This is a genomic window from Ralstonia sp. 110700041-2, from assembly GCF_056280165.1.
This window is the reverse complement of record NZ_JBSFAI010000004.1, coordinates 248,054-272,975: the sequence shown is the minus strand read 5'-3', so window position 1 is coordinate 272,975 and position 24,922 is coordinate 248,054. Positions and strand designations below refer to the sequence as shown.

18 protein-coding genes are annotated in these 24,922 nt (G+C 64.8%); 8 read left to right on the top strand and 10 right to left on the bottom strand.

Annotated elements, in window-relative coordinates; all coding sequences use genetic code 11:
• Positions 1-7: 7 nt before the first annotated feature.
• Both gspE and gspF read left to right on the top strand, forming a co-directional pair.
• On the top strand, positions 8-1,564 hold the full coding sequence (gspE, locus tag ACUXH0_RS08025) for a type II secretion system ATPase GspE (protein ID WP_012436649.1): 1,557 nt from the start codon (positions 8-10) through the stop codon (positions 1,562-1,564).
• A 22-nt stretch (positions 1,565-1,586) separates the two neighbouring features.
• Positions 1,587-2,798 (top strand): type II secretion system inner membrane protein GspF, encoded by a 1,212-nt coding sequence (gspF, locus tag ACUXH0_RS08020; RefSeq protein WP_004628817.1) that lies wholly within the window; start codon positions 1,587-1,589, stop codon positions 2,796-2,798.
• Positions 2,799-3,385: 587 nt separating this feature from the next.
• Here gspF and ACUXH0_RS08015 read toward each other — a convergent pair.
• Positions 3,386-4,069 (bottom strand): pyridoxamine 5'-phosphate oxidase family protein, encoded by a 684-nt coding sequence (locus ACUXH0_RS08015; RefSeq protein ID WP_004628815.1) that lies wholly within the window; start codon positions 4,067-4,069, stop codon positions 3,386-3,388.
• 92 nt (positions 4,070-4,161) lie between these two features.
• Here ACUXH0_RS08015 and pdxR point away from each other — a divergent pair, with 92 nt between their 5' ends.
• Positions 4,162-5,631 carry a MocR-like pyridoxine biosynthesis transcription factor PdxR gene (gene pdxR, locus ACUXH0_RS08010; RefSeq protein WP_012436650.1) on the top strand — a complete coding sequence of 490 codons (1,470 nt, stop codon included), beginning with the start codon at positions 4,162-4,164 and terminating at the stop codon, positions 5,629-5,631.
• A 281-nt stretch (positions 5,632-5,912) separates the two neighbouring features.
• On the top strand, positions 5,913-9,473 hold the full coding sequence (locus ACUXH0_RS08005; protein WP_012436651.1) for an indolepyruvate ferredoxin oxidoreductase family protein: 3,561 nt from the start codon (positions 5,913-5,915) through the stop codon (positions 9,471-9,473).
• Between the two features lie 77 nt (positions 9,474-9,550).
• Here the strand turns inward: ACUXH0_RS08005 and sbcB are convergent, their stop codons facing one another.
• Positions 9,551-10,990, bottom strand: coding sequence for an exodeoxyribonuclease I (gene sbcB, locus ACUXH0_RS08000; RefSeq protein WP_012436652.1), 1,440 nt, complete (start codon positions 10,988-10,990; stop codon positions 9,551-9,553).
• 142 nt (positions 10,991-11,132) lie between these two features.
• Between sbcB and ACUXH0_RS07995 the strand changes: the two genes are divergently transcribed.
• A complete protein-coding gene (locus tag ACUXH0_RS07995) occupies positions 11,133-12,128 on the top strand; it encodes a 2-hydroxyacid dehydrogenase (RefSeq protein ID WP_012436653.1) in 996 nt (331 codons plus the stop codon).
• Between the two features lie 9 nt (positions 12,129-12,137).
• Here the strand turns inward: ACUXH0_RS07995 and ACUXH0_RS07990 are convergent, their stop codons facing one another.
• Positions 12,138-12,767: an HD domain-containing protein gene (locus ACUXH0_RS07990; protein WP_012436654.1), complete on the bottom strand. Its 630-nt coding sequence runs from the start codon at positions 12,765-12,767 to the stop codon at positions 12,138-12,140.
• Positions 12,768-12,895: 128 nt separating this feature from the next.
• On the opposite strand from ACUXH0_RS07990, the gene ACUXH0_RS07985 reads away from it, so the two are divergent.
• Positions 12,896-13,627: a Crp/Fnr family transcriptional regulator gene (locus ACUXH0_RS07985; RefSeq protein ID WP_012436655.1), complete on the top strand. Its 732-nt coding sequence runs from the start codon at positions 12,896-12,898 to the stop codon at positions 13,625-13,627.
• 230 nt (positions 13,628-13,857) lie between these two features.
• Entirely contained in the window at positions 13,858-14,670 is an 813-nt protein-coding gene (locus ACUXH0_RS07980; protein ID WP_012436656.1) for a ferritin-like domain-containing protein, read from the top strand.
• Between the two features lie 80 nt (positions 14,671-14,750).
• Here the strand turns inward: ACUXH0_RS07980 and ACUXH0_RS07975 are convergent, their stop codons facing one another.
• The 6 genes from ACUXH0_RS07975 to ACUXH0_RS07950 all read right to left on the bottom strand — a co-directional run bounded on the left by ACUXH0_RS07975 (position 14,751) and on the right by ACUXH0_RS07950 (position 23,271).
• On the bottom strand, positions 14,751-15,911 hold the full coding sequence (locus tag ACUXH0_RS07975) for a porin (RefSeq protein WP_012436657.1): 1,161 nt from the start codon (positions 15,909-15,911) through the stop codon (positions 14,751-14,753).
• Between the two features lie 395 nt (positions 15,912-16,306).
• Positions 16,307-16,891: a response regulator transcription factor gene (locus ACUXH0_RS07970; RefSeq protein WP_004628799.1), complete on the bottom strand. Its 585-nt coding sequence runs from the start codon at positions 16,889-16,891 to the stop codon at positions 16,307-16,309.
• Between the two features lie 141 nt (positions 16,892-17,032).
• On the bottom strand, positions 17,033-19,021 hold the full coding sequence (locus ACUXH0_RS07965; RefSeq protein WP_012436658.1) for a methyl-accepting chemotaxis protein: 1,989 nt from the start codon (positions 19,019-19,021) through the stop codon (positions 17,033-17,035).
• Between the two features lie 120 nt (positions 19,022-19,141).
• The gene (locus ACUXH0_RS07960; RefSeq protein WP_182593877.1) at positions 19,142-21,937 is read right to left on the bottom strand and encodes a polysaccharide deacetylase family protein; all 2,796 of its coding nucleotides are present in this window, start codon (positions 21,935-21,937) and stop codon (positions 19,142-19,144) included.
• 120 nt (positions 21,938-22,057) lie between these two features.
• Positions 22,058-22,285, bottom strand: coding sequence for a hypothetical protein (locus ACUXH0_RS07955; protein WP_004628794.1), 228 nt, complete (start codon positions 22,283-22,285; stop codon positions 22,058-22,060).
• A gap of 197 nt (positions 22,286-22,482) precedes the next feature.
• A complete protein-coding gene (locus ACUXH0_RS07950; protein WP_012436660.1) occupies positions 22,483-23,271 on the bottom strand; it encodes an SDR family NAD(P)-dependent oxidoreductase in 789 nt (262 codons plus the stop codon).
• 282 nt (positions 23,272-23,553) lie between these two features.
• Here ACUXH0_RS07950 and ACUXH0_RS07945 point away from each other — a divergent pair, with 282 nt between their 5' ends.
• Complete coding sequence (locus ACUXH0_RS07945) at positions 23,554-24,042, top strand: MarR family winged helix-turn-helix transcriptional regulator (RefSeq protein WP_004628789.1); 489 nt, start codon at positions 23,554-23,556, stop codon at positions 24,040-24,042.
• Positions 24,043-24,124: 82 nt separating this feature from the next.
• Here ACUXH0_RS07945 and ACUXH0_RS07940 read toward each other — a convergent pair whose 3' ends face one another.
• Positions 24,125-24,823, bottom strand: coding sequence for a response regulator (locus tag ACUXH0_RS07940; RefSeq protein WP_004628787.1), 699 nt, complete (start codon positions 24,821-24,823; stop codon positions 24,125-24,127).
• Between the last annotated feature and the right edge of the window lie 99 nt (positions 24,824-24,922).

Here is a 24,922-nt window from a genome sequence, read left to right as displayed (position 1 = left end):
ACGAACCATGGCAACACACGCTTCCACCACCGACGTCAGCACGCTCGAGCCGCCCTCGCAGTCGGCCGTGCGGCTGGTGCCGTATGCGTTTGCGCGCGACGCCAAGTTGCTCGTCGCCCGCCAGGACGTCGACACGCTGGAGGTGTGGGTCTGCCCCGAAACCTCGCGCACGGCGCTGGCCGAACTCGGCCGCGTGTTCGGGTCGCTGCATCTGGTGACGCTCGACGCGGCGGCGCTATCCACCGCCACGCAGACGGCCTACAACGCGCAAGACGGCAGCGCGGCCCAGGTCGTGGGTGAAGTGGAGGGCGAAGTCGACCTCTCGCGCCTGATGCAGGACATTCCGGCCGTGGAAGACCTGCTCGAATCCGAAGACGACGCGCCGATCATCCGCATGATCAACGCGCTGCTCACGCAGGCCGCGCGCGAAGGCGCCTCGGATATCCACATCGAGCCGTTCGAGAATGCATCCGTCGTGCGCTTTCGCGTCGATGGGACGCTGCGCGACGTGGTGCGCCCGAAGAAAGCGCTGCACGGCGCGCTGATTTCGCGCATCAAGATCATGGCGCAGCTCGACATTGCCGAAAAACGCCTGCCGCAGGACGGCCGCATCACGCTGCGCGTGGGCGGTCGCCCGGTGGACGTGCGTGTGAGCACCCTGCCCACCGGCCACGGCGAGCGCGCCGTGCTGCGTCTGCTCGACAAGGAAGCCGGCCGGCTCGACCTCGGCAAGCTCGGCATGGGCGCCGGCACCCTGGCGCGCTTCGACCACCTGATCAACCAGCCGCACGGCATCGTGCTCGTCACCGGCCCCACGGGTTCGGGCAAGACGACCACGCTGTATGCGGCGCTGTCGCGGCTCGACGCGGCGTCCACCAACATCATGACGGTGGAAGATCCGATCGAATACGACCTCGACGGCATTGGCCAGACGCAGGTCAACCCAAAGATCGACATGACGTTCGCCAAGGCCCTGCGCGCCATCCTGCGCCAGGACCCGGACGTGGTGATGATCGGGGAAATCCGCGACCTGGAAACCGCGCAGATCGCCGTGCAGGCCTCGTTGACGGGCCACCTGGTGCTGGCGACGCTGCACACGAATGATTCCGCATCCGCCGTGACGCGCTTGATCGACATGGGGATCGAGCCGTTCCTGCTGTCTTCATCGCTGCTGGGTGTGCTGGCGCAGCGGCTGGTACGCCGCCTGTGCGTGCATTGCCGCCGCGAAGAAGTGCTCGAACTCACGCCTGCGGAAGTGGAAGCCGTGGCCGGCACGCCCGTGGCCGATGGTGTGGCACCGGCCACGCCGGCACGCAAATCGGTGTGGCATCACGTCGGTTGCGAGCGTTGCAGCAACTCTGGCTACCAGGGCCGGACCGGCGTGTACGAACTGCTGACCGTCACGCCCGAAATCCAGACGATGATCCACCGCCAGGCCGCTGAATCCGAGATCAAGGCGTTCGCCATCGGCCAGGGCATGCAGACGATGCGCTTGGATGCACAGCGCTGGATCGACACCGGCGCCACGTCGCTGGAAGAAGTGCTGCGTGTCACACGCGACTAAAGCGCGAATAAACGAATAGCGCATGCCAGCCTTCCGCTACGAAGCCGCCGACGCCACCGGCAAGACCGACAAGGGTGTCATCGAAGCCGACAGCGCACGCCAGGCGCGCACGCTGCTGCGCGCACGCGGGCTGACGCCGCTGCTGGTCGACGCGCTGGGCGCGCAGGCCACGAAGCGCAGCGGGTCCACCTTCGGCAAGCGGCTATCGGCGCAGGAAAACGCGCTCGTCACGCGCCAGCTCGCCAGCCTGCTGGTGGCGGGCCTGCCGCTCGATGAGGCGCTGGCCGCGCTGGCTGATCAGGCCGAACGCGCGTACGTCGGTGAACTGCTCGCCGCCATCCGCGCGGAAGTGCTGGGCGGCAGCTCGTTGTCGGTGGCGCTGGCGCAGCATCCGAAGGATTTTCCCGACATCTACCGTGCCCTCGTATCAGCGGGGGAGCACTCGGGCAACCTCGGGCTCGTGCTGTCACGCCTGGCCGACTACATCGAAAGCCGCAACGCGCTCACATCGAAGATCAAGCTGGCCTTCACGTACCCCGCCATCGTCACGGTGGTGGCGTTTGCGATTGTGATCTTTCTGCTGTCGTACGTGGTGCCGCAGGTGGTCAGCGTGTTTGCCAACACCAAGCAGAAGCTGCCGACGCTCACGATCATCATGCTGTGGCTGTCGGACTTTGTGCGGAACTGGGGCTGGCTGGCGGCGATCGTGCTGGTGGCGATCGGCGTGCTGATCCGCAATCTGCTCAAACAGCCGGCGTTGCGGTTGTCGTGGCACAAGTGGCTGCTGACTGCGCCGCTGTTCGGCAAGCTCGTTCGCGGCTACAACACCGCGCGGTTTGCGAGCACGCTGGCGATTCTGACCAGTGCCGGTGTGCCGATTCTGCGTGGGTTGCAGGCAGCGGGTGAGACGCTGAACAACGTTGCGCTGAAGACCAATGTTGAAGATGCGTCCACGCGCGTGCGCGAAGGGACTTCGCTGGCGCGGGCGTTGGCGGCGCAGAACCAGTTTCCGCCTGTGCTGGTGCACCTGATCCGCTCGGGTGAGGCGACGGGGAATCTGCCTGCGATGTTGGAGCGGGCTGCGCAAGGAGAAGCGCAAGAACTGGAGCGTCGGACGTTGTTCCTTACTGGCTTGCTGGAGCCGGCGCTGATTTTGACGATGGGTGTGGTGGTGTTGCTGATTGTGTTGGCGGTGTTGATGCCGATTATCGAGATTAATCAGTTGGTGCACTGAGGTTTTTTGTTTTTTGGGCTTTTGGCCCCCCCCCTTTCGTTCCCTGCCGGGACCGACTCACTTTTCTTTGTCTTGCCAAAGAAAAGTAAGCAAAAGAAAGGCGCGCCCGAGATGGCGACCCATCCCTTGAATTTGTGTGACCGTGCGGGGAAGGAGGCAAACTCGCTGCGCTCAGACAGGCCTCCTTCCTTGATCCGCCCGCTCACAAAAATTCAAGGCGCCATCAAGGGCTCAACGTCAAAAGAGAAAGGCCAACCCCATCGTGAGGTTGGCCTTGTCGTTTGGGCTTGTGCCCAGAGGGTGTGGCTTTTGTCCTTTGACTTTCCTGCCCTAGATGGCGCCTTCAATTTTCGTAAGCGGGCGGGAAAAAGGCCGGGAACTGTCTGAGCGCAGCGAGTTTTCCCCGCCTCCGCCCGGTTACGGAAATTGAAGGAGTCTTTCGCCATCTCGGGCGCGCATTTCTTTGCTTACTTTCTTTGGGCAAGACCAAAGAAAGTGAGTCAGCCCCGGCAGGGGATGAAACAAGGGATGCACCACCAAGACCAAACCAAAACCAAAACCAACGACTACCCCGCCCCCTCACGACATCACGACATCACCACATCCCCCACCGGCACCCGCGTACTATCCCTCCACTCCTGCACATAGTCAGGCGTACCCGCCGGCGCGGCCTCCACCACCGGCGGCAACGGCAACAGCGCCATCGGCAGCACCCCAGCCCACACAGGCAAGTCAAGGTCTTCAGCATCATCCTTCGGCCCGCCCGTGCGCACTTTGCACGCCGCTTCATCCAGCGGAATGCGCAGCACGGTCGTGGCAGCGAGTTCCTTGGCATTGCCGGGCCGCGCCTGTCGCGAACGGCCAGGCGCGAGCACTTCCATGAAGGTATCGAGCACCCCAGCTTTCTGCGCATCGGGCACAACTTCGAACGCACCGTAGATGACGGCCGAGCGGTAATTCATGGAATGGTTGAACGCCGAGCGCGCCAGCACCAGGCCGTCGATGTGCGTGATGGTCACGCAGACCTGCGCCCCGCTGCCTGCCAGCTTGAGCATGCGGCTGCCGTTGGAACCGTGGATGTAGAGATGACCGCCCTCGCGCCAGCACGCGGTCGGGATGCAGTGCACACCATGCTCGTCGGCGAAGGCGATGTGGCAGACGTAAGCCTCGTCGAGGATGGCGTGCAGCGTGGTGCGGTCGTAGTGGCCGCGGTGCGCGACGCGGCGCACGCGGGTGCGTGCGGTGGGCGATGTGGATTCCGTGGTGGACACGCGAGGCTCCGAATCTTGTATCGATGTGCCGACGATAGAAAAACCGTGGCACCATGAGTAGACCCATCAAAATGGAATGTATTGGAGCCACGATGGACTACGGCGTCCTGCTGTCGAACTACGAACGCACCGCAATGCACCGCGAAGGCGTGGCACGCGCCTCGCAGCAGCATCGGCTGTATGCCTGCCTGCGGGCGGCCATCCTGAGCGGACAGATCGAGGAAGGCACGCGCCTCGCGCCATCGCGCACGCTGGCCGAAGAACTCGGTATCGCGCGCAACTCGGTGCTCTACGCCTACGAGCAGCTCGCCACGGAGGGCTTCGTACTGAGCCGGCGGCAAGGCACGGTGGTGGCGCGCGTTGGCCTGCAGCAGACGCCTGCGCAGGCGCCCGAAGCCGCGCCTGCGCTGTCGCACCGCGTAAAAGATCTGGAACGCCCGCGCGGCGACATGGACGACCTGCTGCCCTTCCTGCCCGGCACGCCTGCGCTGGATGAATTCCCGCTGGCGCAATGGCGCCGTTGCATGGAGCGCGGATGGCGCCGCATCGGTCCCGGGCAGATGGGCTACGGCCCGGTCGAAGGCAATGTCGCCCTGCGTCAGGCCGTGGCCGAATACCTGCGCGTTTCGCGCGGCGTGCGCTGCGACGCGACGCAGGTTTTCATTACCGATGGCACGCAGAACAGCCTCGACATGTGCGCCCGCACGCTCGCCGATGCGGGCGACACCGCATGGATCGAGAACCCCGGGTACTACGGAGCGCGCGCCGCCTTGCAGGCCGCCGACATGCGCCTGGTACCGATCAGCGTCGACGCCGATGGCCTCGCCCCGCGCGAGGAGGACTGGCGCGACACGCCGCCCAAGCTCATCTACATCACGCCGTCGCACCAATACCCGCTGGGCGCGGTGATGAGCCTGGAGCGCCGCCTTGCGCTGATCCAGCACGCGCGCGCTGCCGGCGCGTGGATCATCGAAGACGACTACGACAGCGAGTTCCGCCACACGGGTGCGCCGCTATCCGCCGTGCAGGGCCTGACTGAGAATGCGCCGGTCATCTATCTCGGCACGTTCAGCAAGATGCTGTTCCCGGCGCTGCGCCTCGGCTATATGGTGGTGCCACCTGCGCTGGTGCCCGCGCTGAAGAAGACGGCCGGTGCGCTGATGCTGCGCGGGCGCGTGGCTGAGCAGCTCGCGCTGGCCGAGTTCATCGAGGCGGGACATTTCACGCGGCACCTTAGGCGCATGCGTCGCCTCTATGGCGAGCGCCGCGATGCGCTGCAGGCCGCGATCGAGCGTCACCTTGATGGCATCGTCACCGTATCGGGCGGCGCGGGCGGCATGCATCTTTCCGCGCGGCTCGACGCCCCGGTGCCCGACACCGAAGTCAGCCGCGCCGCCCGTGCGCACGGAATGGTGTTGCGGCCGCTGTCGCGCTTCTGCCTGCCGGGCACGCTGACCGCGCAATACAACGGCCTCGTGCTCGGCTACGGCAACGTGCCGGCCGAAGCGATGGACGGATTGGCCCTGCGCATACGCGACGTGATCGAGAGCGTAGCCGGCTGATTCACCAGCGCGGCTCTCGCCTGCATGGCTTTTTCGCAAATGTTGCATGCACCGCACAACCGGTGCAACCGCCCCGTGCGACGCGGTGCATGCGTGCATCGGACACCACAACCAAGGGAAAACCCACCCCCATTCTTGCTGCGTTGCACGGTGTCCGGAATGTCACGCGATGCTACGATGCCTCGACTTACGGCTGTCTGCCAGTTTCCACAAGAAGCGGCGCAGGCGGCACCAAAAGAGACCTGCTGTCGGTGATCCCGGCACACCCACACGGAGCACGCATGAATGCCCCTCTGAACGACGCGCTACGACGCGCGCTCGAAACCGTTTCCCTGGACGACAAGTACACGCTCGAGCGTGGCCGCATCTACATCAGCGGCACGCAGGCACTGGTGCGTCTGCCAATGCTGCAGCAGGAGCGTGACCGCGCCGCTGGGCTGAATACTGCGGGCTTCATTTCCGGCTACCGCGGCTCGCCGCTGGGGGCGCTGGACCAGGCGCTGTGGAAGGCCAAGAAGCATCTGGCCGGGCACAACATCGTCTTCCAGGCGGGGCTCAACGAAGACCTGGCCGCCACGGCGGTCTGGGGCTCGCAGCAGGTCAATCTGTATCCGAGCGCCAAGTTCAGCGGCGTGTTCGGCATGTGGTACGGCAAGGGGCCGGGCGTGGACCGCACGATCGACGTGTTCAAGCACGCCAACTCGGCCGGTTCGTCGGCGCATGGCGGGGTGCTGGTGCTGGCCGGTGACGATCACGCAGCCAAGTCCTCCACGCTGGCGCACCAGTCCGAGCACGTCTTCAAGGCGGCCGGCATTCCGGTGCTGTATCCGTCCAACGTGCAGGAATATCTCGACTACGGCCTGCACGGCTGGGCGATGAGCCGCTACTCCGGCCTGTGGGTGTCGATGAAGTGCGTGACGGACGTGGTGGAATCGTCCGCCTCGGTGGACGTCGATCCGCATCGCGCGCAGATCATCCTGCCCGAAGATTTCGCCATGCCGCAGGGCGGCCTGAACATCCGCTGGCCCGATCCGCCGCTGGTGCAGGAAGCCCGCCTGCTCGACTACAAGTGGTACGCCGGCCTGTCGTACGTGCGGGCCAACAAGCTCGACCGCGTGGTGCTCGATTCGCCGCAGGCGCGCTTCGGCATCATGACCGCCGGCAAGGCGTACCTCGACGTACGTCAAGCGCTGGTCGACCTCGGCCTTGATGAGGACACCTGCCGCCGCATCGGCATTCGCCTGTACAAGGTCGGCTGTGTATGGCCGCTGGAAGCACACGGCGCGCGCGCCTTTGCCGAGGGCCTGCAAGAGATCCTGGTGGTGGAAGAGAAGCGCCAGATCCTCGAATACCAACTCAAGGAAGAGCTGTACAACTACCGCGACGACGTGCGTCCGCGCGTGTACGGCAAGTTTGACGAAAAGGACAACGCCGGCGGCGAATGGTCGGTGCCGATGGCCAATTGGCTGCTGCCGGCGCATTACGAGCTGTCGCCTGCCCTGATCGCCCGCGCCATCGCCACGCGTCTGGAAAAGTTCGAGTTGCCGTCAGACGTGCGCGCGCGCATTGCCTCGCGCATCGCCATCATCGACGCCAAGGAGAAGGCGCTCGCCCGCCCGCGCGTCACCGCCGAGCGCAAGCCGTGGTTCTGCTCGGGTTGTCCGCACAACACGTCGACCAACGTGCCGGAAGGCTCGCGCGCGCTGGCCGGCATCGGCTGCCACTACATGACCGTGTGGATGGATCGCCGCACCGACACCTTCAGCCAGATGGGCGGCGAAGGTGTGGCGTGGATCGGCCAGATGCCGTTTTCGGGCGACCAGCACGTGTTCGCCAACCTCGGCGACGGCACGTATTACCACTCGGGCCTGCTGGCGATTCGCGCGTCGATTGCAGCCAAGGTGAACATCACCTACAAGATCCTCTACAACGACGCCGTGGCCATGACGGGCGGCCAGCCGGTCGACGGCCCGCTCTCCGTGCCGCAGATTGCCGCGCAGGTGCATGCCGAAGGGACGTCGCGCATCGTCATCGTCACGGACGAGCCCGAGAAGTACAACGCCGCCATCAAGCTGCCCGAAGGTGTGACGGTGCATCACCGCGACCGTCTCGACGCCATCCAGCGCGAGCTGCGCGAGGTGCAAGGCACCAGCGTGCTGATCTACGACCAGACCTGCGCGACTGAGAAGCGCCGCCGCCGCAAGCGCGGCACGCTGGTCGATCCGGCACGCCGCGCGTTCATCAACGACGCGGTGTGCGAAGGCTGCGGCGATTGCTCGGTCAAGTCGAACTGCCTGTCGGTCGAGCCGCTGGAAACGGAGCTGGGCACCAAGCGCAAGATCAACCAGTCGTCCTGCAATAAGGACTTTTCTTGCGTGAACGGCTTCTGCCCGAGCTTCGTGACGGCCGAGGGCGCGCAGGTGCGCAAGCCGGAATCGCACGGCGTGTCGATGGAAGGCCTGCCGCTGCTGCCGCATCCTGAGCTGCCCGCCATCCAGCGCGCGTACGGCGTGCTGGTGACTGGCGTGGGCGGCACGGGCGTGGTGACGATCGGCGGCCTGCTCGGCATGGCCGCGCACATCGAAGGCAAGGGCGTGACCGTGCTCGACATGGCGGGCCTGGCGCAGAAAGGTGGCGCCGTGCTCTCGCACGTGCAGATCGGCGAGCGTCCGGATTCGATCCACGCCACGCGCATCGCCATGGGCGAGGCGGATCTGGTGATCGGCTGTGACGCGATTGTCTCGGCGTCTGACGAAGTGCTGTCGAAGGTGCAGCACGGCCAGACGCGCGCGATCGTCAACAGCACCGCATCGCCCACCGCCGACTTCATCAAGAACCCGAACTGGCGCTTCCCGGGCAGCTCGACCGAAGCGGACATCCGTGCGGCCATCGGCGATGCCTGCGCGTTTGAAGACGCCAGCACGCTGGCCGTGCGCCTGCTGGGCGACGCCATCTACACCAACCCCCTGGTGCTGGGTTTTGCGTGGCAGAAAGGCTGGCTTCCGCTGACACACGACGCGCTCGTCCGCGCGATCGAACTCAACGGCGTGGCCGTCGAGAAGAACAAGACCGCGTTCGAATGGGGCCGCCACCTCGCGCAAGACCGCGATGCGGTGCTCAAGCTCGCCGACGACGCCCCGCGTGCCAAAGCGGATGTGATTGCGCTGCCCTCGCTGGACACGCTGATCGCCCGCCGCGTCGATCTGCTGACCGCCTACCAGAACGCCGCGTATGCCGCCGAATTCCGCGCTGTGGTCGAACGGGTGCGCGCGGCGGAAGCAGCCGTGGTCGGTGCAGGCCAGGCGCTGGCGCTGACGGAAGCCGTGGTGCGCAATCTGTCGAAGCTGATGGCGTACAAGGACGAATACGAAGTCGCCCGCCTGTACACCGATCCGGCATTCCTCGACAAACTGCGCGCGCAGTTCGAAGGCGAACCGGGGCGCGACTACCAGCTCAACTTCTGGCTCGCGCCGCCCATGATGGCCAAGCGCGACGAGAAGGGGCACCTGGTCAAGCAGCGCTTTGGCCCCAACACGATGCGCATCTTCAAGGTGCTCGCCAAGCTCAAGGGCCTGCGCGGCACGGCGTTCGACATCTTCGGCAAGACTGAAGAGCGCCGCACCGAGCGCGCGCTGATCGGCGAATACCGTGCTCTGATCGATGAACTGGTGAAGAGCCTGACGGCGCAGAAGCTGGCGCAGGCCGTGGAACTGGCCCGCCTGCCGGAAGACATCCGCGGCTTCGGCCATGTGAAGGAGGCCAACCTGGCCGCGGCGCGCATCCGCTGGAACAAGCTGCTCGCGCAGTGGCGCGATCCGGCTGCGGCACAGCAGGCAGCCTGATCGGCGCCAAGCATTCAGCATCGCCATGAAAAAACGGAGGCTTCGGCCTCCGTTTTTCTTTGTGCGCGTCTGACTCGTCAGCCCGGCACGATCTGCTGTGCGTAGTCGTACAGGTCCTGCAGGATGGTCTGCGCACGCGTGTCGCCGTTCTCTGCGGCTTCCGCGCCCAATTGCTGAAGCCGCTCGCCGAAGGTCTCGAAGGTCATGTAGCCATCGCGGCCTTCGAACAGGCGCTCGGCGCGCAATTGCTCCCACCGCTCGTATTCCTCTTCGTTCAACGTATCGGGAAAGTTGCGTGCGCGGTAGCGGAACAGCAGCTCCGGCAGACGCGCATCGGCAAACTCCGCATGCAGGCGCGCGAGCTGTTCGCCGCTGAGCGTGCGCAGCTCGTTGAGCAGGCGGCGATCGTCGTTGCCGACGAATCCGCCGTAGAGGTTCTGGTCGACGTCTTCAATCGGCTCCAGTTCTCGGGCGTACACCTGGCGCCACGTTTCCCGCATGTCGGGTGCGCCTTGGGCGATGGCGGCGTGGCGTTCGATCATGGCGAAGTCGATGCCCCAGCGTTCTGCCTGCGCGGGTTGCAGCGTCTTCATGTTGCTGATGACGATGGGTGACTTGTTGATGTGGATCGACTTGATCGGCAGCCGCGTGGTGCCTTCGGCCAGATCGGCCGTGCGCGTGAACATGCGTTCGCGAATCGTGGCGACGTCCATGTGGAACAGCTCGGACGGGTCGAACGCCAAGTCCCACACGATCAGTTCGTTCTTGTTGGCCGGATGACCACCCAGCGGCCACACCACGGCCATGCAGCCGCGCTCCACGCCGTACATCCCGGAGATGTGCAGCAACGGCCGCGGCGCATCGCCGATCTCGGCCACCACGCGGTCTTTCTTGCGCAGCGCCAGGCAGAAATCGAACAGGCGCGGCTGCGCATTGCGGATGAGGCGCGCCAGCGCAATCGTCGCGCGCACATCCGACACCGCATCGTGCGCCGCCTCATGCACCAGGCCGTTGGCCTTGGACAGATGCTCCAGTTTGAAGCTCGGCCGGCCGTCTTCATGGGTGGGCCATTGAATGCCCTCCGGGCGCAGGGCCCACGTGGTGCGCACCACGTCGAGCAGATCCCACCGCCCGCATTCGTTCTGCCACTCGCGGGCGTATGGGTCGATCAGGTTGCGCCAGAACAGGTGGCGTGTGACTTCGTCGTCGAAGCGGATGGTGTTGTAGCCTACGCCGATGGTGCCGGGCGTGCCCAGTTCGCGCTCGATGGCCTGCGCGAAACGGTATTCCGGAATGCCTTGCCGGGCGCACTGCTGCGGCGTGATGCCGGTGATGAGGCACGACACCGGATCGGGCAGCCAGTCGTTGGAAGGCTGGCAGAACAGTTCGACCGGCTCGCCAATCTCGTTCAGCTCGGCATCGGTGCGGATGCCCGCAAACTGCGCCGGGCGATCACGGCGCGGCACGGCGCCGAAGGTTTCGTAGTCGTGCCAGAGAAAGGTGGGAGTGACAGGCAAGGCAGCGGCTCGCTGGAAAACACTGAAGATGCCGGCATGCTAACAGCCTGCCGCCAGGGCCGCGCAAACCCGGGGTGGCGCGAGAGTAAGCTAACGCCGTTGCCCACCTTCACTGACGCGCCGACGCGCCCGAGCCACCCCCATGCGCATCCTTTTCTTCAGCAGCCACCGTTACGACGAAGACAGCTTCCGCGCCTCACTCGCGCGCGGCGGCCACAGCTTCGACCTTGTCTTCCAGCGTGCGCACCTCGACGCGCAAACGGCGTCTCTTGCCGCCGGCTTTGAGGTGGTGTGCCCGTTCGTGAATGATTCCCTCAGCGCGGAAGTGCTCGAAGCGCTGGCTGCGGGCGGCACGCGGCTGATCGCGCTGCGCTCGGCGGGTTTCAACCACGTCGATCTGCCGGCCGCCCAGCGTCTGGGGCTGACGGTGGTGCGCGTGCCGGCGTATTCGCCACACGCGGTGGCCGAGCATGCGGTCGGCATGATTCTCACGCTCAACCGGCGGCTGCACCGCGCCTGCAATCGCACGCGCGAAGGCGACTTCTCGCTGGATGGATTGCTCGGCTTCGACCTCGCGGGCAAGATCGTCGGCGTGATCGGCACCGGGCAGATTGGACAGGTGTTCGCGCGCATCATGGCCGGCTTCGGCTGCCAGTTGCTGGCATTCGATCCGTTTCCGCAAGCCTCGCTGGCGCCCCTGGGCGTGCGTTACGTACCGCTACCGGAATTGCTGGCGCAGGCCGATATCGTCAGCCTGCACTGTCCGCTCAACGCTGGCACACATCACCTGATCGACGCCAGCGCTCTGGCCAGCATGAAGCCGGGCGCGATGCTCATCAACACGAGCCGCGGCGGCCTGGTCGACAGCCCCGCGCTGATCGACGCCCTCAAGACCGGCCAGCTCGGCCACCTCGGGCTGGATGTCTACGAAGAAGAGGCCGATCTGTTCTTCGAAGACCGCTCCGCCGACGTGCTGCAGGACGACGTGCTGGCGCGCCTGCTGAGCTTTCCCAACGTCATCGTCACCGCGCATCAGGCGTTTTTCACGCGCGAGGCGCTGGCGGGCATTGCCGACACCACGCTCGCCAACGTGGCGGCGTGGGCGGCAGGTGCACCCGTCAATGTGGTGAAGGCTTAGGCCGGCCGATCAAGCTGCCGCGGCTTTCGGCTGCGACAGTTCGCTTTCGCCTTCCTTCACGTAGATGGAGTTGCGTGGCTTGGCCAGCACGCGTCGCACCATCGGCTCGAAGAACGAGAGCGGCAGGTTGTCGTAGTCGGGCATGAAGGCCGCGGCGTCGTACTTGGCGCAGAACTCGGCCGTGCGCTCGAACAGCTCAGGCTGGCTGCGGTACTGCTCGCGCAGGTTGCGGTCGAGCCCCAGGTGGTGGAAGAAGTAGTAGCCCTGGAAGATGCCGTGTTTCTCGACCATCCACAGGTTTTCGGGGCTCACGAACGGCTTGAGGATCGCCGCAGCGATGTCCGGGTGGTTGAAGCTGCCCAGCGTGTCGCCAATGTCGTGCAGCAGCGCGCAGACCACGTATTCCTCGTCGCGGCCATCGCGGTGGGCGAGCGTGGCGGTTTGCAGCGAGTGCGCGAGACGGTCGATCGGGAAGCCGCCGCAATCGCCGTCGAGCAGCTTCAGGTGCGCGAGCACGCGGTCGGGCAGGGCGCGGGCAAACGGCATGAATTCCGCCGAGATGGCGGCCCAGTCCTCGCGCGTGCCCTGCTCCATGTGAGAAAACGCCGCGCGCGGGGCGGTGTGCTTTGGATCGGTCATTGGGGGTGTCTCCTTCATCGCCGGAATGGTCGCGTTGGTGCCGCGTCGTAGTTCTTGAATGGCTGGATGCGCGGCTAGCCGACCATTCTCTGCCCGGCGCTTGCGTGCAGACTGTCAAGCGTTTGACAATGATCGGACTGCCCTCGCCGCATCCTGCCGCCATGCCCGCAGACGCCTCTCATACCGCCCCTGCTCCCACGCCCTCGCAACTCGCGCAGGGCTGGCTGCGCGACGCCCCCGCCGACCTGCTGGCCGAGATTGCGCCCACCGCGCGTGTGATCACCTACCCCGACGGCGAATGCGTCCACCCGCACGGCGGCCCCGCCCAGGGCATGTTCCTGATCATGCGCGGCCGCGTGCGCATCAGCCGGACAACCGACGGCGGCAGCGAACTCGTCTACGGCGTGCTGCGCGCGGGCGAATGGTTTGGCGAGATCGCGCTCATCGACGGCGGCGGCCGCACGCACAGCGCCCATGCGCAGGGGCCGACCACGCTCGTCCTGCTGGGCAGCGCGGCGTTTGCGCGTGTGGTGTCAGCCTACCCGGCCGGCATGTGGGCGCTAATGCAGCAGCTCTGCCAGCGCATCCGCCTGATCTTCGACGAGTTCGAGCACGCCAGCGAAATGCCCGCCGATGCGCGCCTTGCCCAACGCCTGCTGCAGCTCGCCCGCGCCGGTGATGGCCGCACCGTGGCCGCCAGCAATGAAGAACTCGGCCGCATGCTGGCACGCTCGCGACAGACGATCTCGAAGTACCTGCAGGCCTGGCAGCGTGCAGGCTGGATCCGCTGCCATTACCGGACAGTCGAGATCGTCGACGCGGCAGCTTTGCGGATGCTGATGGACGCGCACGCTTCCTGATCGTGCCTAACGCTGCGTCGCGTCCCGAGGTGACGCAATTGCCATGACGCATTCGGCACTTTGTGGACACAAGATTGCTTTTCGGAACCTTTGCAAGCGCACATCTGTCTTGAAAGATGGGACGTGATGTTTCATTCTCATAAGAGAGGCGGCCCGCTTTTTGCGAGATTGCCGACGGAGGAAACGCCTTGTCACAGGTTCGTCTGGAAACGCCATCTGCGAGCGAGCGCATGCCGTGGTCGATCCAAGAGATCGGCTACGACAGCATCGACGTTGCGCGCGTGCGCGAAAACCGCACCCTGTTCTACCTGGTTGCGAGTGCCTCGTTTGTCGAGAGCGGCTCCGACCTCTACGCCGGCAACCTCGCTCAGTACTACGCCGATCGGCCCGAAACCGCGCATTGGCTGACCCATCATTGGGAACGCGAAGAGCTGCAGCACGGTCGCGCGTTGCGCCGCTACGTTGAAACCGTCTGGCCCGAGTTCGACTGGGAGCGCGGCTACGCCCGCTTCTTCGAGGAATACTCGGTCACCTGTTCGGTCGACCAGTTCGAGCCCACGCAGGCGCTGGAAATGGTCGCGCGCTGTGTCGTCGAAATGGGCACGGCGACCTTCTATCGCGCCATCGCACAGGCAGCGGCTGAAGCCGATGAACCGGTGCTGCGCGACCTCGCCAGCCGCATCTCGGCCGATGAAGTCCGGCATTACAAACACTTCCTGCGATTCTTCAACGAGTGCAACGCAAGCGAGGGGGTGGGCCGCGCGCGCGTGCTCAGGGCGCTCGCCTCCCGCCTGCGTGAAATCAAGAATGAAGATTCGATGATCGCGCTGCGCAATGTGCTGCGCATCGAGCGCGGCCAGGAAGATGTGCCTGACGCCGATGTGCGCGCCCTGAACTCGCGCGTCAGCGCGCTGGTGCGCTCCTATCTGCCGCTCGACATGGCCGCCAAGATGCTGCTCAAGCCGCTGCACCTGCGCCCGGGCTTCGAGCGCTCGATCCGGCCACCCCTGGTGGCCGTGGTGCGGCGCGTGATGCTGCACTAGATCGCCGCGCACGAAGGAGGCGCCAACAAAAAACCCGGGTTGAAGCCCGGGTTTTTTATATCTAGCCGACAGAATGCCGATTAGAACTTGTGGCGGATACCGACCACGGCGCCCAGTTGGTTGCCATCGAACACTTGGTTCTGGTTCGATTGCAGCGTCGAAAGATTCGACGAGGTGCCATTGATGCCCGCGACGCCCAGAATCGAGCTGCGGCTGTTCTTGGCATAGGCCACGTTCATGTACGCATCGGTGCGCTTGGACAAGGCATAGTCAGCCCCGACCACGAACAGCCAAGGATTGCCGACGTTGGTATTCGCATCGTTGCTCGCCAGAGCACCCAGCAATTCGCCGTTCTTGAATGTCTGGTAGTAGGCGGTACCGGTCAGCGTCAGCGCGGGCGTCGCTTGATAGCCGGCGCCAAGCCAGTACAGGTTCGAACGCAGGTCGCCATTGACACCGGTCGAGCCCAGGTCATGGCTCATCTTGTACCAGCGGTAGCCTGCATAAAACTTGGCAGGGCCGACAGCGTAGGTTCCACCGATGGTGGCACGCTGCTCCTTCAGGTCCGCCATGAAACCGTTGGTGAAGAAGGCATTGCTAGCGCCATTCGACTGGTCATACACCGCACCGACCGCGAACGGGCCGGTGGCATAGTTCAGGCCGGCGCTCCACTCACGGCCCAATTTCGTCATGCCAGCTTGCTCGTTGCCGTCACGATTGAACGCGTATAGCGCCGATGCCGTCAGGCCGCCGAAGGTACCGACGTACTTGACCGCGTTATCAGCACGGCCAGCCAAGTAGGCATCTTGCGAAGCGATTGAATAGCGCGAGGCGATCGCCATCGGGTCGTATTGCAGCGCGAAGTCGTACAGCAGGTTCTGCTGGCGGCCCAAGGTCAGTTGGCCCCACTGGCCCTGCAGTCCGACGTAGGCAGCGCGACCGAACAGGCGGTTACCTTGCGCCGAACGGCCGTCGTCGATGTCGAAGCCGCTTTCCAGGTTGAAGACGCCCTTCAGGCCACCGCCCAGGTCTTCAACGCCGCGCAGACCCCAACGCGAGCCGGACATGTTGCCCGACTGCATGCCGACGCGGGAGTTGCCTTCCGTGCGAGCAGCATTCGGCGCCTTGTTGACCCACTCAACGCCGGCATCGACCACACCGTACATCGTCACGCTCGATTGAGCGAAGGCGCCAGCCGAAACCAGGGCGGCAGCAGCGGCCGCAAACAGCTTGATCTTCATATCGTCTTCCTTGAAAAACACTATCGCGAGGATTTGCGATCGGCGGCCATTATGTATTCCGGTTTCTCATCTTCACCAATTTCAAAAACAGCCTGTGGTAAATATGAAACCCAAGCATTTGCAGCGAAATTAATCATATGAATCAACACCTTGCTATCACAGTTCGAGAACCGTAAGCATGGCTTACGAGAAGGCAATCCCATGGCTTACGCGACGTAATCCATTGCATCAGAAAAATCATCCAAGCGATGATAAAAATTAAAGTATTAGCACGTGCGGATTTTCGATTATGATTCGGCCCGAAGCTTGAATGACAGTTTCACAGCTTCACATCGACTTTAAGAGACCGCCTTAAACAGCGGTCTCTTTTTTTGCCTGTCAATTGCGCCGATGGGTCAGGCGGGAAGTCCGACCTTCCTCAAGATGCGATGCTTGAACGTGGACACCGTCTTGGGCGAGATGCCGAGGCGCTTGGCGATCTCTGTGTTCCGATGGCCTTCGGCCAGCAGTTGGTTCACACGCATTTCGCGCTGGGTAAGCGTGGCAAGCCCAGCGCCTTCCGATGGCCCCATCGCAGAGGCGGGAAACGAGAGATAGCCGCGTGCCGCCAGCAACAGTGCCGCCGTCAGCACAGAGGTCGCTTCCGATTTCGGCACGTAGGCGTTTGCGCCCGCCAGGAAAGCGAGCCGTGCCTCGTTGCCGGTGGTCTGGGCAGACGTGACGACTAGGCCAATATCGCGGCGCTGCGCGCGCACGCGACGCACGAGTTCCAGCCCGTCCAGATTTGGCAGATTGATATCAACGATGGCGAGCTTAGGGCGCGCGGAGCGGATCAACTGCAGCCCCTGCGCGCCATCGGCCGCTGTGGCGACAAGCTGGAGATGCGGCGATCCGGCAAGCAAGGCTTGAATGGATTCGAGGACGATCGGGTGGTCGTCGATGGCAACGACCGAATGGAAGGTTGGTTCTGTGGCGGACATGGCGGGCGGTGACTGAGCGGGGTTCCATGTTGCGAGTCACCGGTGCGGATCAGGTTCCGCGCGGTACAAGTTTGCACGATTGCCAGTCAATCCTTGTACCGATTGCTACACCACATCATTAGTTCATGACATCTTGCCGCTTCAGGCGAGCCGGAACACGTCCACCGCGCCGCGCAGTTCCTGGGCTTGCTGGCGCAGGCTTTCGGCCGCAGCGGCAGCTTCTTCGACCAACGCAGCGTTCTGCTGCGTCACCTCGTCCATCGCCGTGACCGCGTGGTTGACCTCTTCGATGCCTTGCGACTGCTCGCGCGACGCGTGGCTGATCTCGCCCATCAGGCCGGCGATGCGCTCCACGCGCGTCACGATGTCCTGCATGGCGTCACCGGCGCCGCGGGCGGCTTCATTGCCGGCCTGCACTTCTTCGACCGAGCGACTGATCAGTTCCTTGATCTCCTTGGCGGCGGCTGCACTGCGCTGGGCGAGGCTGCGCACCTCGCCGGCGACGACAGCGAAGCCGCGGCCCTGTTCGCCTGCGCGGGCGGCTTCCACGGCGGCGTTCAGCGCCAGGATGTTCGTCTGGAACGCGATGCCGTCGATGATGCCGGTGATGTCGGCGATCTTCTGCGCCGTGGCATGGATGCCCGACATGGTGCCGACCAGCCGCTCCACGGTCTGCCCGCCTGCGTTGGCCGCCTCGCTGGCGGATTGCACCATGTCGTGCGCGTGGTGCGCGCTCTCGGCGTTCTGGCGCACGGTGGCGGCCAGTTGTTCGATGCTCGATGCGGTGCGCTCAAGGTTGCCGGCCTGCGCTTCGGTACGCGCGGAAAGATCGGCGTTGCCGGCGGCGATCTGGCCCGTGCTCGACGCGATGGTCGAGGCGCTGGCGCGCACCTTGTCGACGATGCCCGAAAGGCCGTCGCCAACGCCATTGACGGCGCGCATGACCTGGCCGATTTCATCGCTGCGCGTGGTGGGCAGGCGGTGCGTGAGATCGCCCGCAGCCACACGCTGCGCGACGTTCACCACCTCGGCCAGCGGCGTGCTCACGGTACGGCGCAGCATCCAGTACAGGCCGCCGGCCAGCAGCGCGCCGAGTGCCAGACCCAACAGCAGAAAGCGGTTGCGGGCAGCCACCAGATCGGCGTCCAGTTCATCCACATAGGCCGTACCGGCAATCACCAGTTGCCAATCCGGGTATTGGGTGAAGACGGTCAGGCGCTCGCGCGCGGTGCCAGCTTCCGTGTCGGCCAGCGTGTGGCGCAACGTGCCGTCCTTGCGCGCGATCATCTCGCGCACCCAGGCCTGGCCGGCCGAGTCCTTGGCGTCGAGCAGGTTCTTGCCTTCGCGGTCTTGCGTGTGGTCGATCAGCACCTTGCCCTGGTCTGCGCCGGGCTTGCCGTCGATAACGAAATAGCCGCCCGTCTTGCCGATGCCGTGCGAGCGGATTTTGTCCTTGAGCAGCGCCAGTTCCGAGCGCACGTCCACACCTACGTAGAGCGCGCCGATGACCTTGCCCGAGGCATCGCGCACGGGTTCGTACTTGCTCATGTAGGGCGCGCCAAACAGCCAGGCCAGGCCGCGGAACGGCTCGCCGGCCATCAGCGCCTTGTAGCTCGGGTGGGCGCGATCAAGCAGCGTGCCGATCGCGCGTTCGCCGTTTTCCTTCTTGAGCGAAGTGGTCACGCGCACGAAATCGTCGCCGGTCCGGGCAAACACGGTGGCGATCGTGCCGCCGGTGCGCGCGAAGAACTGGTCCGGCACGGTGAAGTTGAGGTTCAGCACCGTGTCACCGCTCTTGAACGTGGGCGTCGGCTTGCCGGCCACTTCAACGGTCTGCGCCGGATCTACGCTGTACGGCCCGGGCGCGGCGTCGGCAAAAGCGGTCAGGAAGCGGTCGGCCTCGGTGCGCATGGTGCCGTCGAACAGGCCGATCATGTCGCGCATGGCGGCCTCCTGGTTATGCATGGCCGATTGTGTATTGGCCTCCAGCATGCGCAGGCTCGATTGCGAGTTCGCCAAGGCAAACATGCCGAACACGAGCACCAGGGCGATCAGGCCAATCACCGCCAGCCTGGTACCGAGGCTTGTTGGAGGTTGTGAAACCTCAGAAAGGGGCGCAGACGCTCTCATGCTTTTTTCCTGGGGGTCGTCAGTCAAGTTAACAACGGATCAACCCAGAAAAGCTTGAGCGCAAACGTTTTGCAGCCCCTTATGTCTGGCAGACCAGACGAGTTTCCGCAATCTCGGACGTCATCTGTCGCAGGTCAGCTCGACGTGCTGAGGCGTGAGCCTGGCGGGGTTGCCCGCCCCCAGTTCGATACGCCAGTCAGCCCCGTGCACGGCGGTCACGTCGCGGCCGTCCACGGTCGCCCGGCAACGGGTTGCATTGGCAAAGCGGATGAACGGTCGCGTATAGCCGGCAACATCGACCGACAGCGAGCGGCCATCCGCACTGCGCCGCCAGTTCGACAACCGGCCGCTGGCCTCGCGCACGTAGGGCTGCGTTGGCGTGGTGTTCTCTAGCGCGAAGCGCGCCGAACCACTGGCCAGATGGATATAGGTTCCCCCCGGGCCCGCAGCGTAGCCGGCCACGTCGCGTGCATCGGCAAGGCGTGGCACGCCGGGTCCGGCCCAGCGCACGGTCCGCAGGTCGCCATTGCCGCGCACGACCCAGGCATCGCCGTCGCGGGCTACAGCGTAGGTGCGGAAATCGAGCACCTTGCGAATGTAGTCCGACGCGTAGACCGGCATGACCGGCTGCGCGACAGCCCAGTCATACACCTGCCGCAGAGCCGTCACCGAGGCCAGCTTGGTGCCCGAATACATGTGGTAGTAAATGCCGATTGGCTTGAAGCGGTAAGGCTTTTCGGTCAGCTCGAACGTTTCGATGGCCCGCGAGAAACCGTAATACGGGCCGTGCCAGAGGTTGGTGTAGATGTTCTCGTTCTGGTCGGGCGCAAATACCTGGAAGAGGCCATCGCCTTTGTCTACGCCCAGCGGCGCCACGGCGGTCCAGCTCGGGTTGGAGCGCGTGATGTAGGTGTCGCCGCCGTTCATGTTCAGCACACCGGCCTCGACGGTCTTTTGCACGGCAATCGGCGGCACCTGGCCGTTGCCGCTCCACAGCAGCACCTTCACCTGCTTGCCTGGCGGGGCGAGCTTGGTGTTGATGTAGTGGATGGAGCCCGCGATCTCGCGATCGAAGCTGAAGCGGTAATTCGGAATGTTCAACGAGAAGGCGGTGTCGGTGCCTTCGGCCGTGGCGGCGGAGGCCGGATCGGGCGGGTTGGTGGTGCGCAGCCAGTTGAACGGGTGCGAGAACGTATGGCTGGCCAGCTCCACGTAGGGCTGCGCAAAGAGGGTGCGCGCGATCGGCTCGAGCTGCGGCGTGAGCTTCGGGTACACGCCGTCGACCGCCACCTCGCCCTCGATGATCGACACGGTGGTCGGCACCTTGTAGCGATCGAGGATCTCGCGCAGCAATGCCTGGCCGGAGAACTCGCTCGGTGGAAACTCAGTGCGGGAGGCGAATCCGTCGCCGTCGATATGAACGGTCATCAATCGGCGGCCGTTCTCCGTCGTGGTATCTGGCACGGGCATGGCGGGCAGTTGCAGCGCGCGGCGCAGAAAATCGAGCGGCTGGATCACCCAGCGCGCCTGGTCGACATCGGGCATGCGGAAGACGCCAAACGGCTGCAGCACATAGCCGCCCCACGGCATGATGGCCGCCGCATCGTAGGCGTAACTGCCGGCGGAGAGCCGCAGCAGCGACTGCGCCCCCGCGACGCTGGGGTCGACCTTCACCCCCACGGCCATGCGCCGGTCGGGATGAGGCTGCAACTCGAAGCCCACCATGGGATCGCGCAAAACAATGTCAAGCGGCCCCGCCGGCGTGCCGGGCACGGTCTGTAGATCCAGCATCCGCGCCGTGGTGGCATCCATGTTCAGCCCGAACTGGTTGAACATCGCCACGCGAACACCGGCGCCCATCGTGCGCCTGAGCCACGATGACCACGTGCCCGGTCGCGATGCGTTGCCGTCGAACCAGGTGACGACGCCGGCATAGCGGTCGGGCGTCACGGCCGGCAACGGCTTGTTGGCGTCGGCAAATTCGGTGCGATAGCCGAGATAGTTGATGGGCATGGCCAGATAGAGCACCGATGGCGCGGTGTTGCGGCTGGTGCCGGGCTCCTGGGGTTCGACCAGCAGGACACGGCGCGGCATCACTTCCAGCCGGCCGATGCCGATGAAGTCGGCGCCGGGCGTGGTGGCGTAGCTGGTCACGCCTGCAGCGCGCGCCATATTGGCGGTCTCACGCAGACAGGTACGGTTGTAGTTGGGGCAGTAATCAAGTGCGACGGCGGGTATGCGGTACTGCGCACCGATCTTGCGCAGCGTGGCAACGCGTGCGGCGCGGTCGGCATCGGTCACCTCTTGCAAGCCTTCCCCGCCGGTGCGCTCGCGCACCAGCCCGGCCGTCACCACGCCGGACAACTGCGGCGCGAGCGTCTCAAGCCACGCCGTGCCGCCGGCCAGCAGCCTGGTCTGCGGTGCACGCGCATGCAACGCCTGGACCAGTGCCGCAACGGCATTGGCGGCATCGGGCGCGCCGCGCTGGAGCGCGTCCAGCCCATCCAGCAGGAAGCCCGCGTAGCCCTGCGCGAGCAGCGGCGCAAAGACCTGGTCGATCACGTTGGCAGGCCAGGCGCTTGTGCGCATTGCGTCGGTCTGCTGCGTCAGGTCCACGCGAGCGAACCAGAGCGTGGGCGATGGTTGCTTCGGATCGAAGCTGCCGGCCGTGGCCGGCTCCAGCACGACCCAGTCGAAGGCTTGCAGTTCAGCGACGGGGACATCGCGGCCGTAGTAGAAGGCGATCTGCGGCTCTGCCGAAGCGGACGTCGTCGGCTGCTGTGCACGAACGTTCGCAACGCCGAGCGCCAACGCCACGGCACCCAGCCACATCGGCCACATCGGCCACATCGGCCACATCGGCCACATCGGCCACCGCCACGATAACTTGCTGCCCTTTGCCTGCGTGTCCTGCATCCCGGTCCTCGAAAAGTCTGTCCGACATGCATTGTGCCGGGCGGCCATCCGATTGCAATGTTTGTGGGCCGGGGCGTGCCCGCCGCGATGCCCCTTGGGGGCACATGGCGGGAACCCGGCTCAGTAACCGACCACCGTGTAGTGCGGGAATTCCGCTTCGAACGCCTTCTCCAGGTCGTCGACGCTGGCGACAGCCGACGTGTAGACAACAGTTGTCGAGCCGCTGTCGTAGGCCAGCGTGACAGCCCAGGTGCCATGCGCCTGGTTGACGCGATCGCGTGCGGCCTGGGCCGCCAGTTGACCCGGGCCGTTATCAGGTTTGGTTCCGTAGACTTTGCAGTGGGACATGGCAATCACTCCGAAGATGTGGAAGGAATGCCGCCGGCGCACGGGCAAGGACACGCGCGGTCTGCCTGGTCTGCGTTCTCAACGATACGGGCGAACAGACGCACTGCCGGCGGGTCCCGCCGGCATGCACCAGCGACACGGCCAGCGTAAAAGCCGGGGCCGCGCGCCGGAATGGTGCGTTCGTCAGGGCTGACGTTCTAGAACGCCGACTTCACCACGCCGCCGTCCACACGCAGCGCAGCGCCCGTGGTGGCCGACGACAGCGGGCTGGCCACGTAGGCAACCAGGTTGGCGACTTCCTGCGTGGTGGCAAAGCGCTTGATGAGCGAGGTCGGCCGCGCCGTCTCGAAGAAGGTTTTCTCGAACGCTTCGAAGCTCTGCCCGCCCGAGAGCTTTTCGACAAACGCGTCTACGCCTTCGGAACGCGTCGGCCCCGGCAGCACGGCATTCACCGTGATGGCCGTGCCCGCGGTCAACTCGGCCAATCCGCGCGAGAGGCCCAGCAGCGCGGTCTTCGTGACACCGTAGTGGATCATCTCCACCGGAATCTGCACGCCACTCTCGCTGCTGATGAACACGATGCGTCCCCAGTTCTGTGCACGCATACCAGGCAGGTAGGCGCGCGACAGCCGCGCGCCGCTCAGCACGTTCACGTTGAAGAAGTGCTGCCACTCGGCGTCGTCGATTTCCTCGAACGGCTTGGGGTCGAAGATACCGAGGTTGTTGATGAGGATGTCGACCTTGGGAAAGCGGCCGAGCAGCGCGTCGACCTGGCCCGGATCGGACAGGTCACCGGCAAAGCCCTCGACCTGGGCGTCGGGCACTTCGGTGCGCAGGCGTGCAATCGCGTCGTCCACGGACGCTTGGGTACGGCCGTTGACGATCACGCGGGCGCCTTCGGCGGCCAGTGCTACAGCAATGGCATGACCGATGCCCTTGGTCGAGCCGGTCACGAGAGCGAGCTTGTTCTGAAGGTGGAGGTTCATGGCATTCAAAAAAGGAAAATGGAGGAGGACGAGCACGCCGCGCCACATGGTGCAAGTTGGTCACGGCGTCGACGTTTCAACCATGATACGAACCGCCTCGCCCCTTGGCAGCCGCAATCGTTTTGCAGCGGTATCCAACGAGATTTGACGATCGGCGTTGGTATCGATCCCGGCTTGACGGCCTGGGCAAGCGACGATTAGTGTGCAATGAAGTACGCCCAGCGTTACGGGAACGCGGCGCGCCTTACAAGCCGGATCACCGGCAGAACGGGGAGCACGACCATGAGCATCGACGTACAGACACCTGAGGCCGCCGACACCAGCACCAGTGAAGGCGCCTACCAGCTTGACACCATGGACCGCGATACCAACATCGGTAGGCTCGTGCACCGGGTCCGACACGCGTTGGTGACGCATATCGACAGTGCCCTGGCATCGCTGGACTTGACAGCCGCGCAATGGACGGTCGTCATCTACCTGGCCGAAGACCTGGCCACCACGCCGGCCGAACTCTCGCGCCTGCTGCACTACGATCCGGGCGCGATGACGCGGCTGATCGATCGGCTGGAGAAGAAGAACATCGTCAAGCGCGCGCCCAGCGATGCGGACCGCCGCTCGGTGGTGGTCTCGCTCACCGAGCAGGGCCGCGCGCTCTATCCGGAAATCCGGCCGCTAATCATCGACGTGCTGAACCACCTGCTGCGCGGGTTTTCGCAAACCGAGGTCAAGCAGTTGGAAAACCTGCTGTTGCGCGTGCTGCACAACGCCTGATCGGATCAGGCGTTTTCGGTTGGGCAGTCTCAGCCGACAGCGTTGCCGGTGCGCTGGGGCTCGGGCGGGTGCCGCTTAGCGCTCACTGCCCCTCAAGCTCGTGCTTGATCTTGAACAGCTCGGTATCGGTGCGAATACCCAGCTTGCGATAGGCCGATTGCTTTTGCGAGCTGATCGTCTTGATGCTGCGCGCAAATTTCTCGGCAATGTCCGTGACCGACATGCCGTCCAGGCAGCAGCGCAGTACCTCGCGCTCGCGCGGGCTGAGTTCGGAGCGGTCGATCAGGGCGGACAGCTTGGTGCCATTGGTGACGGGCGCGGGCGCATCGGCGGAAAGCGCATCGCGCTCCATCTCGGCAGCCAGCGCGGCATTCAGGCGCTTGCCGCCCGCGGCCACCGTGCGGATGGCGCGTACCAATTCCGACAGATCCTCTTCCTTGCCGACAAAACCGCGTGCGCCGGCATGCATGACCATGCCCACCGTCGCCATGTTGTGATGCGCCGACGCCACCAGGATCTTCAAGTCCGGATAGCGCACGCGGATCAGGCGGATCAGGTTCAGCCCGTCAATCTCGGTGGGTCCGAGCGAGTAGTCCATCAGCAGGACATCCACCTCAAGGCTTTTGTCTTTGAGTGCCTGCACGATTTCGCGACCCGAGGCGAACATGCCGGAAACCTCGATGTCGGCCTCCTGTTTCAGGCGCGCAGCCAGACCATGGCGGACAACCGCATGGTCATCGAGCACGATCACGCGGATCGGCCGGGTCGCGGTCCAATTCATGTTGGCAGGTTCCTATTCGACGGGGATTACTCGCAGCACAAGAGCGCCCCAAGATGCCGCAGAGGCCGACATCTTAATAGCATTCCGGCGTAGCAACGG

What these genes read in the sequence shown, in the direction of transcription:
- ACUXH0_RS07985 (WP_012436655.1), top strand. Translation starts at nt 12,896, where the DNA reads ATGATCGGACTGCCCTCGCCGCATCCTGCCGCCATGCCCGCAGACGCC.
- ACUXH0_RS07940 (WP_004628787.1), bottom strand. Translation starts at nt 24,823, where the DNA reads ATGAATTGGACCGCGACCCGGCCGATCCGCGTGATCGTGCTCGATGAC.
- ACUXH0_RS08005 (WP_012436651.1), top strand. Translation starts at nt 5,913, where the DNA reads ATGAATGCCCCTCTGAACGACGCGCTACGACGCGCGCTCGAAACCGTT.
- gspE (WP_012436649.1), top strand. Translation starts at nt 8, where the DNA reads ATGGCAACACACGCTTCCACCACCGACGTCAGCACGCTCGAGCCGCCC.
- ACUXH0_RS07950 (WP_012436660.1), bottom strand. Translation starts at nt 23,271, where the DNA reads ATGAACCTCCACCTTCAGAACAAGCTCGCTCTCGTGACCGGCTCGACC.
- pdxR (WP_012436650.1), top strand. Translation starts at nt 4,162, where the DNA reads ATGGACTACGGCGTCCTGCTGTCGAACTACGAACGCACCGCAATGCAC.
- ACUXH0_RS07955 (WP_004628794.1), bottom strand. Translation starts at nt 22,285, where the DNA reads ATGTCCCACTGCAAAGTCTACGGAACCAAACCTGATAACGGCCCGGGT.
- gspF (WP_004628817.1), top strand. Translation starts at nt 1,587, where the DNA reads ATGCCAGCCTTCCGCTACGAAGCCGCCGACGCCACCGGCAAGACCGAC.
- ACUXH0_RS07975 (WP_012436657.1), bottom strand. Translation starts at nt 15,911, where the DNA reads ATGAAGATCAAGCTGTTTGCGGCCGCTGCTGCCGCCCTGGTTTCGGCT.
- ACUXH0_RS07995 (WP_012436653.1), top strand. Translation starts at nt 11,133, where the DNA reads ATGCGCATCCTTTTCTTCAGCAGCCACCGTTACGACGAAGACAGCTTC.
- ACUXH0_RS07960 (WP_182593877.1), bottom strand. Translation starts at nt 21,937, where the DNA reads ATGCAGGACACGCAGGCAAAGGGCAGCAAGTTATCGTGGCGGTGGCCG.
- ACUXH0_RS07980 (WP_012436656.1), top strand. Translation starts at nt 13,858, where the DNA reads ATGCCGTGGTCGATCCAAGAGATCGGCTACGACAGCATCGACGTTGCG.
- ACUXH0_RS07945 (WP_004628789.1), top strand. Translation starts at nt 23,554, where the DNA reads ATGAGCATCGACGTACAGACACCTGAGGCCGCCGACACCAGCACCAGT.
- ACUXH0_RS07965 (WP_012436658.1), bottom strand. Translation starts at nt 19,021, where the DNA reads ATGAGAGCGTCTGCGCCCCTTTCTGAGGTTTCACAACCTCCAACAAGC.
- ACUXH0_RS07990 (WP_012436654.1), bottom strand. Translation starts at nt 12,767, where the DNA reads ATGACCGATCCAAAGCACACCGCCCCGCGCGCGGCGTTTTCTCACATG.
- ACUXH0_RS07970 (WP_004628799.1), bottom strand. Translation starts at nt 16,891, where the DNA reads ATGTCCGCCACAGAACCAACCTTCCATTCGGTCGTTGCCATCGACGAC.